Raw genomic sequence first — 14,333 nt, forward strand, 5'->3', positions numbered from 1 at the left:
CGGCGCTTTCCCTATACTGCCCGCCTCTTCCACCCACCGAGGGCCCCATGGATATCCAGCAGATGCGCCAGGCCGCCGCCGAGGCCGCCACCACCTTGCGCTCCCTGAGCCACCCGGACCGCCTGATGCTGCTCTGCCAGCTCAGCCAGGGCGAGCGCTCCGTGGGCGAGCTGGAGGAGCTGCTGGGCATCCAGCAGCCGAACCTCTCGCAGCAGCTCGGCGTGTTGCGCAGCGAGGGCCTGGTGGACACCCGCCGCGACGGCAAGCGCATCTTCTACTCGGTGAAGGACCCCAAGGTGCTGCACCTGCTCAGTACCCTGTACCTGCTCTACTGCCCGCAGCCCTGAGGCTTCATATTTCCGCAGGGCATATAAACAGAATTTAATATTATAGTTAGACATTATACATTCTATTAAATTGACATCCCTTGGGGCGGCGAGTTGCCGCCCTTGCCATGGGGAGTGTCGATTCATGCAAGTCCAGTCACGTCTGATTCTCGGCCTGGTGGCCCTGGGCGGGTTCGCCAGCCCGGCGGCCCAGGCCACCAACGGCTACTTCTTCCACGGTTACGGGATCAAGGCCCAGGGCCAGGCCGGGGTGAGCATCGCCCAGCCGCAGGACGCCCTCGCCGCCGCCAACAACCCGGCCGGCACGGCCTGGATCGGCGACCGCCTGGACCTCGGCGCCACCCTCTTCGCCCCCGACCGCAGCGCGAGCATCGAGGGCAACGGCGCCGGCGCCAACGGCCATTACAACGGCAACGCCCGCAACCTGTTCCTGATCCCCGAGTTCGGCGTCAGCAAACAGCTCGACGAGCGCCTCGGCGTGGGCCTGGCGGTGTACGGCAACGGCGGCATGAACACCGACTATCGGCACAACCCCTATGCCGCCTACGGCAGCAGCGGCAGCGCCGGGGTGGACTTCAGCCAGGTGTTCTTCAGCCCCTCGGTGGCCTACCGCTTCACCGAGCGGCAGTCGGTCGGCGTGGCGCTCAACATCGTCTACCAGCGCTTCGCCAGCAAGGGCCTGGGCGCCTTCGCCAACCCGATGTTCTCCAGCGACCCGGGCAACCTCAACGACCGCGACCACGACAGCTCCACCGGCGTGGGCGTGCGCCTGGGCTGGCAGGGCCAGCTGAGCGACGACCTCACCCTGGGCCTGACCTGGGCCTCGAAGATCAAGGCCGACAAGTTCGACCGCTACGCCGGCCTGTTCGCCGATGGCGGCAGCTTCGACGTGCCGGAGAACTACGGCGTCGGCCTGTCCTACCGGGCGACCCCGCGCCTGACCCTGGGCGCCGACGTGCAGGAGATCAAGTACGGCCACGTGACCTCGGTGGGCAACCCGTTCAGCGCCCAGCAGCTGTTCGCCGGCAACCAGCTCGGCGCGCAGAACGGCCCCGGCTTCGGCTGGCGCGACATCACCGTGTACAAGTTCGCCGCCAGCTACGCGCTGACGCCCGCGCTCACCGTGCGCGGCGGCTACAGCCACGCCGAACAGCCGGTACCGAGCAGCCAGACCTTCCTCAACATCCTCGCCCCGGGAGTGATCCAGGACCACGCCAGCCTCGGCCTGACCTGGAGCCCGTCGGCCGATAACGAGCTGAGCCTGGCCTACACCCACGGCTTCGAAGAGAAGGTCAAGGGCAGCGGTTCCATCGACCCGGCCTTCGGCGGCGGCGAAGCCAACCTGAAAATGAGCCAGGACATCTTCGGCTTCGGTTACGCCTGGAAGTTCTGATAGGCCAAGCGCCGACCGGCCAGCTGTTGCCCCGCGAACAGCGTTTCAACACCTCTGCCGCCCGCCAACAGCCCGGCTCGGTCCAACCGGGCCCAGGCGGGCTGCACCCCGCGACTGCCGGCGCTGGCACGCCGCTTGCCTTGCAGGCGGCGAGCCCTCCCACCTACAAGACTCCCGCCACGCGTGCACCCACGGGGCGACGCCCCTTCTTTCGACGATGGCAACGAGGACACCCTTCATGAGCCTGGACATCTTCTGGTTCCTGCCGACTTCCGGCGATACCCGCTACCTGGGCCACTCCGGCAGCGGTCGCGCGCCGACCAACGAATACATGCGGCAGATCGCCGTGGCCGCCGACCAGCTCGGCTACGACGGCCTGCTGATCCCCACCGGCAGCAGCTGCCTCGACCCCTGGGTGACCGCCGCCAGCCTGGTGCCGGTGACCCGCCGCATCAAGCTGCTGGTGGCGCTGCGCACCTCCCTCGGCAACCCCACCGCCTCGGCGCGCCAGGCGGCGACCCTGGACCAGGCCAGCGGCGGTCGCCTGCTGCTCAACGTGGTGCCCGGCGGCGACGCCACCGAGCTGGCCGCCGACGGCGTGTTCTACAGCCACGACGAACGCTACGAGGCCGCCGACGAATTCCTCGGCGTGTGGCGCCGCCTGCTGCAGGGCGAAACCGTGGACCACAGCGGCAAGCACCTGAAGGTCGAAGGCGCGCAGAACTTCTTCGAACCGGTGCAGAAGCCCTACCCGCCGCTGTACTTCGGCGGCTCCTCGCCAGCCGCCCACGAACTGGCCGCGCAACACGTCGACGCCTACCTGACCTGGGGCGAGCCGCCCGCGGCGGTGGCCGAGAAGATCGCCGACGTGCGCGAGCGCGCCGCCCGCCACGGCCGCACGGTGCGCTTCGGCGTGCGCCTGCACGTGATCGTGCGCGAGACCAACGCCAAGGCCTGGGCCGCCGCCGAGGAGCTCATCAGCCACCTGGACGACGCCACCATCGCCGCGGCCCAGGCCAACTACGCGAAGATGGATTCGGTCGGCCAGCGGCGCATGGCCGAACTCCACGGCGGCGACCGCAACCGCCTGGAAGTGGCGCCCAACCTCTGGGCCGGGGTCGGCCTGGTGCGCGGCGGCGCCGGCACCGCGCTGGTCGGCGACGCCGAGACGGTGGCCGCGCGCCTGCTGGAATACGCCGCGCTGGGCGTGGACAGCTTCGTGCTGTCGGGCTACCCACACTTGGAAGAGGCCTACCGTTTCGCCGAGCTGGTGTTCCCGCTGCTGCCGGGTAAGGGCCGGGTGACGGTGGACGGCGTACTCACCGGCGGCGCCTTCGACGTACGCGCCGGGCAGAGCGCCCCCGCCGCCTGAAGCGTCCGCCTTCCCTGGCGTAGGGCGCATAACGCCCAAGCGTTATCCGCCGTCGTCCCCTGCGACGGCGGATAACCGCGAACGGTTATTCGCCCTACGTTCAGCGCCAAGGTGTCTTCTCGGATTTCGTCATTCCCGCGAACGCGGGAACCCAGAGACTCTGGATTTCACCGCATATCGCTTAAAAGAATAAGAACAGTAAAAACAATTTCTTCAAGAGCTAAGCAAAACCGCCAATCATTGCCCTTCCCCGCGCGCCGAACCCTCTGGCGCGCGGAGCAGGCGGCCGTGCCGGTTCGCCGAGCCGCAGCAGGAAGGAGCCACTCATGCACGCCGACACCATCGCCACCTGGGCCCTGGTCATCGCCCGCGCCCTGCGCGCCCACGGCCACGACCCGCGCCCGCTGCTGCGCAGCGCCGGTATCGACCCCGAGCAACTGCACGACGCCAACCTGCGCATCCCACTGCAGCGCATGAGCGCCCTGTGGCGCGCGGTGGAGCGCCTCACCGGCGACCCCGGCTTCGGCCTGGAAGTCGCCAGCCACAGCCTGCCCACCGACTTCCACGGCCTGCTGTTCGCCCTGCAGAGCAGCGCCACCGTGGCCGAGGCGCTGGAGCGCGTGGTGCGCTTCTCACCGGTGGTCAGCACCTCCGGGCAAGTCAGCCTGGAGCGCCTGCCCGACGCCTGCCGCCTGTTGTACCGGCGCATCGCCGGGGTCGAGGTGGAACAGATGGCCACCGAGGCGCTGCTGGCCTCCGGGCTGCGCCACGCCACGCCGATCTGGGGCCTGGGCGTGGTGCGCTGCGTGCACCTGGCGCGCCCGCGCCCGGCCGACGCGGCGCGCTGGGAGCGGCTGTTCGGCTGCCCGCTGCGCTTCGCCGCCGAGCACAACGCGGTGGACTACGACCTCGGCCTGCTGCAGGTGCCGTTGCGCAGCGGCAACAGCGAACTGGCGCGCACCCTCGACGGCAGCCTGGCCAGCTATCTGGAACGCCTGGAACGCCACGACCTGCCGGAACAGGTGCGCCGCTCGATCGTCCGTCAGCTGCCGCGCGGCGAAGTGCAACAGGCGCTGGTGGCCGAGGAGTTGGGCATGAGCGTGCGCAACCTGCACCGCCACCTGTTGCGCTACGCCACCACCTTCAAGGAACTGCTGGAGGAGACCCGTCGCCAGCTGGCCTTCGACTACCTGCGGCAGTCGCATTGCTCGATCAACGAGGTGTGCTACCGCCTCGGCTTCAACGAGCCGAGCAGCTTCAACCGCGCCTTCCGCCGCTGGACCGGGCAGAGCCCCGGCCAATGGCGCCAGCGCGAACTCGGCGCCGCCCCGCGCGCGCCGCAGCGCCAGGGACAGGGACTGGCCCTGGCGGTCTGACTCCCGCGTTGTCCGCGGCGGACCATGGAATGTCCGCCAAAGCCCATCCCCGCCTCCGCCGCCCGCCTAGCATCGCCTTCCAGAGGGGCACCAGCCCCCGCCAGCCAACATTCGCCGTGCGTGCCACGGCCACCCGCAAGGACCCGCCATGAGCAATCGACCCCATTTCCCCGCCGGCCGCGCGGGCCTGGCGCTGCACCCGCTGAGCCTGGCGCTGCTGCTGGCCAGCGGCGCCGCCTTCGGCGCGGACGAAGCCAGCACCACTGCCGCCGAAGCGCAGCCGACCACCGACTCGCTGCAGACGGTCACCGTCACCGCGCGCCGCCGCGAAGAGAACGCCCAGGACGTGCCGACGCCGATCACCACGCTGAACAGCGACACCCTGGAGAAGCAGCGCATCTACAAGATCCAGGACCTGCAGCAGGCCCTGCCCAGCGTCAACGTCGCCTACATCCACGCGCGGCAGTCGAGCCTGGCGGTGCGCGGCATCGGCAACAACCCGGCCAGCGACGGCCTGGAAGGCTCCGCCGGCATCTACCTGGACAACGTCTACCTGGGCCGCCCGGGCATGGCCGTGTTCGACATGCTGGACGTCGAGCAACTCGACCTGCTGCGCGGCCCGCAAGGCACCCTGTTCGGCAAGAACACCACCGCCGGCGTGCTCAACATCACCACCCGCAAGCCGACCTTCACCCCGGAAAGCAGCGTCGAGGCCTCCGGTGGCGAGAACGGCTACTTCCAGGGCAAGGGCAGCTTCTCCGGGCCGTTGACCGACACCCTGGCCGGGCGCCTGTCGGTGTACCGCACCCGCGACGACGGCTACCTGAAGAACCAGGCCGACGGCCGCACCCTGCTCGGCGGCGAACGCGAGGGCCTGCGCGGGCAACTGCTGTTCCAGCCCAACGACGACTTCAGCCTGCGCTGGATCAACGAGTACAACAGCGAGAACTCCAGCCAGGGCAGCGGTGTGATCTACGGCGCCTCCGACCTGTTCTGGAAGCGCGCCAGCCTGGTCGGCGCGCACCCGGTGCTGGGCAAGTCGAACATCGACGGCCGGCAGAACGTCAGCGTGCACCAGAACGCCACCTCGCTCGAAGCCAACTGGAAGCTCGACAGCGGCTTCACCCTGACCTCGATCAGCGCCTACCGCTACTGGCACTTCAACCCGGCCAACGACTCCGACGAGCTCGACGTGCCGGTGATCCGCGACCTCGGCTACGAGATCCACGACCGCCAGTTCTCCCAGGAAATCCGCCTGGCCTCGCCCACCGGCGGCGCCTTCGACTACGTGGTCGGCGCCTACGCCTTCAAGCAGGACCTGAACAACCGCTACTTCGTCGACCTCGGCCCGCTGGCCGACCTCAACCTGGTCGGGGCCAACCTCAACGCGCTGAACAACATCAGCAGCACCAGCAAGGGCACCATCGACACCCAGAGTTACGCGCTGTTCTCCCAGGGCACCTGGCACCTCACCGACAAGCTCGACTTCACCGCCGGCGTGCGCGGCACCTACGAGGAAAAGCAGGCACGGGTGCAGCGCTACGCCCCGGTCGGCGGCGCGGCGGTCAGCGGCCTGCCGGCGGCGGTGCGCGCCAGCCAGGCCGGCGCCTACGATTCCGGCGACCTCAGCCTGCACAACGCCTCGCCCTCGGCGCTGCTGAGCCTGAGCTACCACTTCGACGACAACCTGCTGGGCTACGCCTCGCTGTCCCATGGCGAGAAATCCGGCGGGGTGAACCTCACCGTGGGCAGCGCGCCAAGCGCCGGCGCGGACTCGCTGCTGGTCGGCCCGGAACGCGCCAACGACGCCGAGCTGGGCTTCAAGTCGACCCTGCTGGACCGCCGCCTGCTGCTCAACGCCAACCTGTTCTGGACCGGCGTCACCGGCTACCAGGCCACCACCTACTACCAGCCGGCCGGCTCGGTGACTGGCTACCAGGTACTGGCCAACGCCGGCGACCTGCGCTCGCGCGGCGTCGAGTTCGAAGCCACGGCGCTGCCGATCCGCGGCCTGACCCTGAACTTCAACGGCTCCTACAACGACGTCACCTACCTGTCGTTCAAGGACGCCCCCTGCCCCGCCGAAGTCAGCGGCCAGGCCGGCGCGCCGACCACCTGCGACCTCAGCGGACAGCGGGTGATGGGCGCCTCGAAGTGGATCGCCAACCTCAACGGCGAATACAAGTGGCAGCTGGAAAACCGCTTCGAACCCTACGTCACCGCCAGCTACGCCTACCGCTCCGAAGCCGAGGGCACGCTGGACAACTCCGACCTGTCGAAGATCCCCGGCTACGGCATCTCCAACTTCTCCGTGGGCCTGCGCCACGAAGTCGGCGACGGCCTGCTGGACGGCTCGCTGTGGGTGAAGAACGCCTTCGACAAGGAGTACTACCAGGCGGTGATCGCTTCCTCCAACGGTCTCTACGTGGGCTACCCCGGGCAGCGCCGGATGGCCGGCGTGACCCTGCGCTACGACTTCTGAGGTGAATATGAGCCAGCAACAGATGCGCCTCGGCGCCTTCCTCATGGGCAGCGGCCACCACCTGGCCGCCTGGCGCCACCCGCGCGCCCCGGCCGGCGCCCTTGACCTGGCGCACTTCCGGCGCCTGGCGCAGACCGCCGAACGCGGCCTGTTCGACGCCATCTTCTTCGCCGACAACCTGGCCCTGCTCGGTACCCCCGAGCTGGCCAGCCACACCGCCAACGCCGAGGTGCTCGACCCGCTGATGCTGCTCGCCGCGCTGGCCGCCGGCACCGAGCGCATCGGTCTGATTTCCACGGTGTCCACGGCCTACAACGATCCCTACCTGCTGGCCCGGCGCTTCGCCGCCCTCGACCACCTTTCCGGCGGCCGCGCCGGCTGGAACCTGGTGACCTCGGCCAGCGACCAGGAAGCGCACAACTTCAGCCGCGAGCGCCACTTCGAGCACGCCGAGCGCTACGCCCAGGCCGAGGAATACATCGACGTCGCGCGCGGGCTGTGGGACAGCTTCGCCGACGACGCCTTCATCCGTGACAAGGCCAGCGGCCGCTACTTCGACGTGGAGAAACTGCGCGTGCTCGACCACCAGGGCGAGCACTACCGCGTGCGCGGCCCGCTGAACCAGCCGCGCTCGCCGCAGGGTCACCCGGTGCTGGTGCAGGCCGGCTCCTCGGAGCCTGGCAAGGAGCTGGCGGCGCGCACCGCCGAAGTGGTGTTCACCGCCCAGCAGACCCTGGCCGACGCGGCCGCCTTCTACGCCGACCTCAAGGGCCGCCTGGGCCGCTACGGCCGCGCGACGGACGCGCTGAAGATCATGCCCGGCATCTCCCCGGTGCTCGGCCGCACCCAGGGCGAAGCCGAGGACCTGCACGGCGAACTGCAGGAACTGATCGAACCGCAACTCGGCCTCGCCCTGCTCTCCGGCATGGCCGGCGGCCTCGACCTCTCGGCCTTCCCGCTGGACGGCCCGCTGCCGGAACTGCCGCCGAGCAACGCCATGAAAAGCCGCCAGGCGCTGTTCATCGAACTGGCCCGCCGCGAGAACCTGACCCTGCGCCAACTCTACCTGCGCGCCGCCGGGGCCCGTGGCCACTGCACGGTGGTGGGCGACGCCAGGCGCATCGCCGACCACCTGGAGGAATGGTTCAGCGCCGGCGCCGCCGACGGCTTCAACATCATGCCGCCGCTGCTGCCGGACGGCCTGGACAGCTTCGTCGAACTGGTGGTGCCGGAGTTGCAGAAACGCGGGCTGTTCCGCCGCGAATACCAGGGCAGCACGCTGCGCGAGCACCTGGGGCTGCGCCGGCCGCAGCGGCGCTGATCAGAACCGTCACCCCCGCGAACGCGGGGGCCCAGCGCCTCACCCCATACGCCGCGCCCCGACCAGCAACAGCATCGGCCGCTCCAGCTCCTCCGCCAGCGCCGGCCACTGCGCCACCTGCTCGGCGCTCGGCGCGAACTCATCGATGGCGTACAGGGCGAACCCCGCGCCCATCAGCGCATTCAGGGTGCCGGCCAGGGTGCGGTGATACTTCAGCACGCCCTTGGCGAACCAGTCGGTGCGCCGCTCGCCCTCGATCGCGTAGCCATTCACCGGCCAGGTCTGGCGCCCGTCCTCGTCCCGCAACCAGCCCGGATGCGCGGCGGCCATGTAGAGCGGGTGCTCGATGCTGAACACCAGTTGCCCGCCCGGCACCAGCGCCTGTTGCAGGGTGCGCAGCAGGCGGGGGAAATCGCGCAGGTAATGGAAGGTCAGCGAACTGAAGGCCAGGTCGAAGGCCGCCCCGGGTAGCGCCAGGCTTTCCAGGTCGGCGCGCCGGTACTCGATGGCGGCGTCGGCGGTATCCAGCCGTGCGCGGGCGATCATCTTCTCCGACAGGTCCAGGCCCAGCACCGAGGCCGTGCCCTGCTCGCGCATCCAGCGCGCCGCCCAGCCGAACCCGCAGCCCAGGTCGAGCACCCGCAAGCCCTGCAGCGGCGGCAGCATGGCGCGCAACGCTGGCCACTCCGGCGCGCCGTCCAGGCCGCGCACCTGGCGCGGCAACTGGCTGTAGCCGGCAAAGAAATCGGGGTTGTCGTAGATATTCTGCGCCATGGCGCGCTCCTGCGATCGAGGCTCTCGGGTCCACCCTGCAAGCAAAGCACGCGCCAGCGCCCAAGCCGCGCTTTCAGGCAGCCCGGTGTCGGCGCCAGGCAACCGCGCCGCGCCGGGGCGCCCTATGGTGACAGCCCTTTCCCAGCGATCCGGAGCCGACATGTCCGACTTCATCACCGTACTGCGCGAAACCTGCCCCACCCCCGTCCTCGACGCCACCAAGTGGAAGCGCATCGGCGGCGACCCGCACACCGTCAACCTCAACGCCTACACCTCGGCCGACGCCAGCAAGATCATGGGCACCTGGATCTGCACTCCGGGCAAGTTCGAGGTGAACTACGAAAAATGGGAGTACTGCCACTTCCTCGACGGCTACTGCATCATCACCCCCGAGGGCGAACAACCGGTGCACCTGAAGGCCGGCGACGTCTTCGTCATCGAACCGGGCCTGAAAGGCACCTGGGAGGTGGTGGAGACGGTGCGGAAGTACTTCGTCTTCGCCTGACGGCGCGGTGTCGAGCCTGCCTTGGGGCTGCGGTTTTGGGGTGGGCTTTGCGCTTTTTGGCGTGCAAGAGGCTCCAGTTCGTCCGATTGGACTGGTCACGTTCAAGCGCGCAGGAAAAAAGCAGGAAAAAAGGGACAGATTTATTTGATTCACTCTAATCCTACCCGGCCGGCCAGCTTTAGAGCAGGAAAAATAAATCTGTCCCCTTTTGACCCTCAGGTTAAAATTCGATAGCACCATGAGACTTTGGGTCAAAACCAGAAGGCCAAATAGTTCTCTCATCGTAAAGCGCATTGGAGAATCCTACATCAGTCACTCTTTCAACATCAAAATTTGCACCGCGCAAGTCAGCCCCATTAAAACAGGCCCCACCGACGTCAACCCCCTGCAAGTTCGACATTGAAAGATTTGCCTTTATAAAGCTTGCACCTGCAGCGAGCGAGCCGGATAAATCCGCACCCTCCATCTCTGAATTGTCAAATGTCGCATTCATAAGTGCCGCTCTAGTCATTTTCACTCCATTCAGGATCGCATGCCCAAAAGAAGCATTTCTCAAGTTAGCTCCAGAAAAGTCAGCCTCAGTCGCATCAACCCGTTCAAATAGGGCCCGATGCAATGATTTCCCTTTGAAATCCGCCCCAACAAAACTTTCAAAGGGAAGTTCTACGGACTCACCCGTCTCGAGCTTTAAGGTAATCATCTATTCCCCCAATCCACTGGATCAATCTTGACGTCGACTACGGGTTTAGTCTGACCGAGCTTGCTCGAAGACAACACCCCGGGAACCACGCTCGGCTCAAGGGCCATTATTTTTGCCGCGATATATCGATGATTCCCGTCAACGATTACATTTCCGTCCATTTTAATGGGAGGTGCCACCTCGCCTGCAATTAGGCGATCAACATATCGCTGAATTGCCGGAAGCGAAACGTAGTTTTGAGCGCTTACAGCTTTATCTCCTTGCAGTGCCTTCTGGATGATTTCTGAAAAAGGGGACAGATTTATTTAATGCACTCTAATCCTGCTCGACCGGTCAGCTTTATAGTAGAAAAAATAAATCTGTCCCCTTTTCCCTCCTCTAGTCCTGCCCGACCGGCCAGCTTTAGAGTAGAAAAAATAAATCCGCCCCATTTTTACCAAAAAACTTCTGCAGAGCTAAACAACTGACACCGGAGATATACCGAACCTTGTAGTCAAGACATAAGACTCAAAGCCATTTTTTTCTGGAACAATCATCAGTGACCCCACCTCCCCAAAGTCAAGCTTTAACGCCTCCCCTGCCTCAAAAAAAACATCCTCTAACTTATGATTTAAAAAATCAAAAATCAGTACTCCAGTAGTGAAATCCTCACCATGCCCCCATCGCTCACCCACTCTACCATCGCACTTAAAAGGACATTGGATTAATATGGTAACTCCATTTTCAAAAATCAGAACCTGAGAACCCACACCTACAGTCACACCTGTCAGCATCGCTGATCTTAGCTCTGCAAAATCCGACTCATTAATCATTGGCCCCTCTTACCGCTTAGGCGGCACAGTATTGGGTGGCAGTGGTACATGCGTATCGCCCCTTGTGCCAGTTCCACCCGTAGCCGGGTTTATAGGTTGTCCATTTTTCACGGATATCCAATAGCCGTTCTCCAAACCGGGAACAGGTGTTGAACCTGAAGGCATCAACCGAATATATGTACTGCCTGGAGCATTTGGGTCGGTGCCTGGTGGATAGTAAATCGTACTTCCTGGCGTTTTACTGGCGTTTTACCTGGCCGGCTCACCCAACTCGAGGGAATAACTGGACCTTGGGGAGGATTCGACAGCGGTAGCAATTTTGGAGGTACTTTGGGGCCTGCCCCTTTCGCCCCGTCCCCAAGTTTAGCCCCAGCCAAAGCCGCAAGAAGGCTCGCCCCCCATGATGCCTGAGCCGCAGACGCGCCCTTGTCCTGCAGATTCATTGCCGCGCTGGCTTCGACCAACTGCCCCATCGCGCCGACGTTCTGTAGGTTGTAGCGATGCAGATCCTCCTTGAACGCCAGGGGGATCGCGTCGTTGGCATACATTTCCTCGAGCTTTCTTTGGATGCTCAGCCGCTCGGTGACCAGGTAGCCGTACTCTCGAAGGCAAGCGCCTTTGCTGGCTGTGCACGCTGCCGCCAGGCTGTCATCGTTGGCCACGCTCAGTTGGCGGTACTTCTCCCGGACTTGGTCACAGGTCTTCGTCGTCGTGCATTCACTGGCTTCTTTTTCCAGTCCATCCAGTTCGTGGGCAAGGAAGTTGTACTGGGTCGAGTTCTTCGCGACCCAGGAGCTGGTTTCCAGCTTGCCCGCATCTGCAGTCGGGTCCTGCGCTACCGTGGCCACCAGACCCAGTAGTTGCGAACTCATGCTCAGCAAGGCTTCGCGGTTCTCCGGGGAATAGCTGCTGACCAGCGCGTCGAGGTCCTTCACCGCGGCTTCGTTGAGGCCCGCCGCGACAGCGCCGGTAGAGAAGCTTTCACCCCGTGCCTCGGCAGCCAGGCCGCCCATCAGGGCGTGCAGGACCACCATCTGGCCGCTGCCGGTCTCCAGTTTGTGGGCCTGGCCGAAGTCGCCCACCGCGTTGAAGCCAGCTGCCGCGAGGGTGTTGTAGAGGCTGTCCTTGAGCGCGTCGCCGAAGTTCGCCGGGCCGCCGGTTGCCTTGTTCAGGGCCGCGCTGGTGAGGTTCTGCAGGGCCTGGTTGGCGGCGAAGGAGGCGACACCATTGGCGCTGCTCAGGTCCACGACCACCTTGCCATCGACGAACTTGGTCTTGGTCCCAGCCAGGTCGTCGAAGTAGCCCGTGGTCAAGCCGCCTACCGCTCCGGCGATCATCGCTTGCCGCAGGCTGTCGCTGCTCAGGGTGTCCTTCAGCGCCGCGCCGAGATCGCCCTTGTTGTTGATGGTCGAAACCGCCCCGGTGGACGCCAGCGAGCTGCTGGCGCTGGCGAGGGCGACGTTGGCCCATCCGGCTGCTACCGCGTCGGTGGTAGCCGTCGCGGCGACGCCCGCGCTCATGGCCGAGCCGGCGGTGGCACCTGCACCAATCGCGGCGCTGGCAGCGCCATAGGTCATCACGCTGACGACGATCGCCACCGCCAACTGCGCCGCCGGCCCCATCCCCGAGTTGCTGTATTTGAAGGAGTCATGCACCTCCTTCACCCGCCGCCAATCCACGTCCCCGCGCGCCTCGGCGTCCTTCAGCCACGCCAGGTTGGGGTCGGCCTGGACCATGGCGTCGATGGTCTGGCTGACGTTCTTCCGGTCGATCTGCTTCAGGTCGATGTTCAGGCCGTCGACGGCGCGGATGGCCAGTTCGCCCTGGGCCACCAGTTGGCTCTGGCGCAGGGTTTCGTCGGTCTGGCCCTTGCCCTTGGCCGATTGCCAGGCAAGGTTGCTGCTGCTTTTCTCGTGGCTTTCCTGGTGCAGGTCCTTGACCGCCTCGAAGGTCACCGCGCCACCGCTGACGAGGGCGATGTCGTGGCCGCTTTCGAGCGTGGCGTCCTGGTACTTCTGGTCGCCGCCGCTGAGCAGGGTGAGGTCGCTGCCGGCGCTGATCTGGCTGCCGATGGCCTTCACATCGGTGACTTCGTCGCGCTGGGTCTTCTTGCTGCCGAAGCTGCCTTTGCTCTTCTTGTCGTAGAGGCTGTAGTCGCTGTCGTAGTCCGCCAGCAGTTCCAGCTTGTCGCCGGCGACCAGGTAGGCCTCGTTGCCCGCGCCAATCTTGCTGGCCTTGAGGGTGAGGTTTTCGCCGGCACTGACGGTGACGTCGCCGCCGGCGGTCAGCGTCGTGCCCTGCTGCTCGACATGGTCTTGCTGGGCGGTGATTTTCTTGGTCTTGCTGTAGCTGTGGCTCTCGTTGGCCGCTGAACTCAGGGTGACGTCGCGCCCGGCGCTGAGCGCTGCGTCACGGCCCGCATCCAGGGCGCTGGCCACCACGCTGAGGTCGCGTTTGGCGGTGACGTCCAGATCGCGCCCGGCGCTGACTTCGCCACCCAGCTGTTCGATCTGCTGGTCGCGGTGGCGGCTGCCGTTGACCTGGCCGTTGGTGGTTTGCGCGGCGTTGAGGTTGATATCGCGGTCGGCGCTCAGGCTCAGGTCATTGCCGGCCTTGAGGGTGCCGCCGATGTTGTTGATATCGCGCCCGGCGTTGATGCTCAGGTCGTTGTCCGCTTCGATGCGCGCGGCGCTGTCGGCGAAGCTGGCAGTCCAGCTGCGCGTGCCCTGGGCGCTGTCGATGCGGGTGACGCTGCGTTCGTTGCTCAGGTCGCCGGTCAACGCGGTGAGGCTGAGGTCGCGGCCCTTGATAACGCCGCCCTGGGCGTTGCGGATGCTGTCGGTGGCCAGCAGTTGCAGGCGCCGGTTGGCTTCCAGCAGGCCGCTGTTGGTGATGTTTGTGGCGGTGGCGGACAGGTCGTGGCTGGCGCGCAGGGTGCCCTGGTTGCTCAGGGTGCCGCCGCTGATCAGGCTGACGTCCTGGCCCTGGATCAGCGCGCCATTGGGCGCCAGGCGGTTGTTTGCCTGGGCCAGGTAGAGCACCGGCACCAGCACGTGTTCGCCGTTCACCACCTGGTCCTGCAGCCAGACGATGTCGTGGGTCAGCGCCGCTACCTGCTCGGCGCTGAGGGCCACGCCCAGGCTGAGGTTGAGGCTGTCCTTGTAGGCGATGGCGTTGTCCATCAGGTACTTGAACAGGGCTTCGTCGCTGGTGAGTCCATCGAGGAAGCGTTGGCCGGTGCGGGCCACCAC

The 14,333-nt window shown here is 65.9% G+C and carries 11 protein-coding genes; 7 read left to right on the top strand and 4 right to left on the bottom strand.

The window, feature by feature from the left end:
* The first annotated feature begins 47 nt into the window (after positions 1-47).
* The 6 genes from P3W75_RS14170 to P3W75_RS14195 all read left to right on the top strand — a co-directional run bounded on the left by P3W75_RS14170 (position 48) and on the right by P3W75_RS14195 (position 8,291).
* Entirely contained in the window at positions 48-347 is a 300-nt protein-coding gene (locus P3W75_RS14170; RefSeq protein ID WP_208604341.1) for an ArsR/SmtB family transcription factor, read from the top strand.
* A 124-nt stretch (positions 348-471) separates the two neighbouring features.
* Positions 472-1,740, top strand: coding sequence for an OmpP1/FadL family transporter (locus tag P3W75_RS14175; protein ID WP_276227991.1), 1,269 nt, complete (start codon positions 472-474; stop codon positions 1,738-1,740).
* A 238-nt stretch (positions 1,741-1,978) separates the two neighbouring features.
* Positions 1,979-3,112, top strand: coding sequence for an FMNH2-dependent alkanesulfonate monooxygenase (ssuD, locus tag P3W75_RS14180; RefSeq protein WP_276227992.1), 1,134 nt, complete (start codon positions 1,979-1,981; stop codon positions 3,110-3,112).
* A 326-nt stretch (positions 3,113-3,438) separates the two neighbouring features.
* Positions 3,439-4,488, top strand: a complete 1,050-nt coding sequence (locus P3W75_RS14185; protein ID WP_276227993.1) for an AraC family transcriptional regulator — start codon at positions 3,439-3,441, stop codon at positions 4,486-4,488.
* 148 nt (positions 4,489-4,636) lie between these two features.
* Positions 4,637-6,970: a TonB-dependent receptor gene (locus tag P3W75_RS14190; protein WP_276227994.1), complete on the top strand. Its 2,334-nt coding sequence runs from the start codon at positions 4,637-4,639 to the stop codon at positions 6,968-6,970.
* Between the two features lie 7 nt (positions 6,971-6,977).
* Positions 6,978-8,291, top strand: coding sequence for an LLM class flavin-dependent oxidoreductase (locus tag P3W75_RS14195; RefSeq protein ID WP_276227995.1), 1,314 nt, complete (start codon positions 6,978-6,980; stop codon positions 8,289-8,291).
* A gap of 39 nt (positions 8,292-8,330) precedes the next feature.
* Here the strand turns inward: P3W75_RS14195 and P3W75_RS14200 are convergent, their stop codons facing one another.
* Entirely contained in the window at positions 8,331-9,065 is a 735-nt protein-coding gene (locus P3W75_RS14200; RefSeq protein WP_276227996.1) for a class I SAM-dependent methyltransferase, read from the bottom strand.
* Positions 9,066-9,225: 160 nt separating this feature from the next.
* On the opposite strand from P3W75_RS14200, the gene P3W75_RS14205 reads away from it, so the two are divergent.
* Positions 9,226-9,570, top strand: a complete 345-nt coding sequence (locus tag P3W75_RS14205; RefSeq protein WP_276227997.1) for a cupin domain-containing protein — start codon at positions 9,226-9,228, stop codon at positions 9,568-9,570.
* A 220-nt stretch (positions 9,571-9,790) separates the two neighbouring features.
* Here P3W75_RS14205 and P3W75_RS14210 read toward each other — a convergent pair whose 3' ends face one another.
* The 3 genes from P3W75_RS14210 to P3W75_RS14220 all read right to left on the bottom strand — a co-directional run.
* A complete protein-coding gene (locus P3W75_RS14210) occupies positions 9,791-10,270 on the bottom strand; it encodes a pentapeptide repeat-containing protein (RefSeq protein ID WP_276227998.1) in 480 nt (159 codons plus the stop codon).
* Positions 10,271-10,725: 455 nt separating this feature from the next.
* On the bottom strand, positions 10,726-11,082 hold the full coding sequence (locus P3W75_RS14215) for a hypothetical protein (protein ID WP_276227999.1): 357 nt from the start codon (positions 11,080-11,082) through the stop codon (positions 10,726-10,728).
* Positions 11,083-11,246: 164 nt separating this feature from the next.
* A partial coding sequence (locus P3W75_RS14220) for a DUF637 domain-containing protein (RefSeq protein ID WP_276228000.1) occupies positions 11,247-14,333 on the bottom strand: 3,087 nt, incomplete at its 5' end.

The sequence above is a fragment of the Pseudomonas citronellolis genome, from assembly GCF_029335315.1.
GTDB classification, from domain to species: domain Bacteria; phylum Pseudomonadota; class Gammaproteobacteria; order Pseudomonadales; family Pseudomonadaceae; genus Pseudomonas; species Pseudomonas citronellolis_A.

Bases quoted from the DNA above. Each gene is read 5' to 3' on its own strand.
- P3W75_RS14175 (WP_276227991.1), top strand. From the start codon at position 472: ATGCAAGTCCAGTCACGTCTGATTCTCGGCCTGGTGGCCCTGGGCGGG.
- P3W75_RS14215 (WP_276227999.1), bottom strand. From the start codon at position 11,082: ATGATTAATGAGTCGGATTTTGCAGAGCTAAGATCAGCGATGCTGACA.
- P3W75_RS14200 (WP_276227996.1), bottom strand. From the start codon at position 9,065: ATGGCGCAGAATATCTACGACAACCCCGATTTCTTTGCCGGCTACAGC.
- ssuD (WP_276227992.1), top strand. From the start codon at position 1,979: ATGAGCCTGGACATCTTCTGGTTCCTGCCGACTTCCGGCGATACCCGC.
- P3W75_RS14185 (WP_276227993.1), top strand. From the start codon at position 3,439: ATGCACGCCGACACCATCGCCACCTGGGCCCTGGTCATCGCCCGCGCC.
- P3W75_RS14210 (WP_276227998.1), bottom strand. From the start codon at position 10,270: ATGATTACCTTAAAGCTCGAGACGGGTGAGTCCGTAGAACTTCCCTTT.
- P3W75_RS14170 (WP_208604341.1), top strand. From the start codon at position 48: ATGGATATCCAGCAGATGCGCCAGGCCGCCGCCGAGGCCGCCACCACC.
- P3W75_RS14205 (WP_276227997.1), top strand. From the start codon at position 9,226: ATGTCCGACTTCATCACCGTACTGCGCGAAACCTGCCCCACCCCCGTC.
- P3W75_RS14190 (WP_276227994.1), top strand. From the start codon at position 4,637: ATGAGCAATCGACCCCATTTCCCCGCCGGCCGCGCGGGCCTGGCGCTG.
- P3W75_RS14195 (WP_276227995.1), top strand. From the start codon at position 6,978: ATGAGCCAGCAACAGATGCGCCTCGGCGCCTTCCTCATGGGCAGCGGC.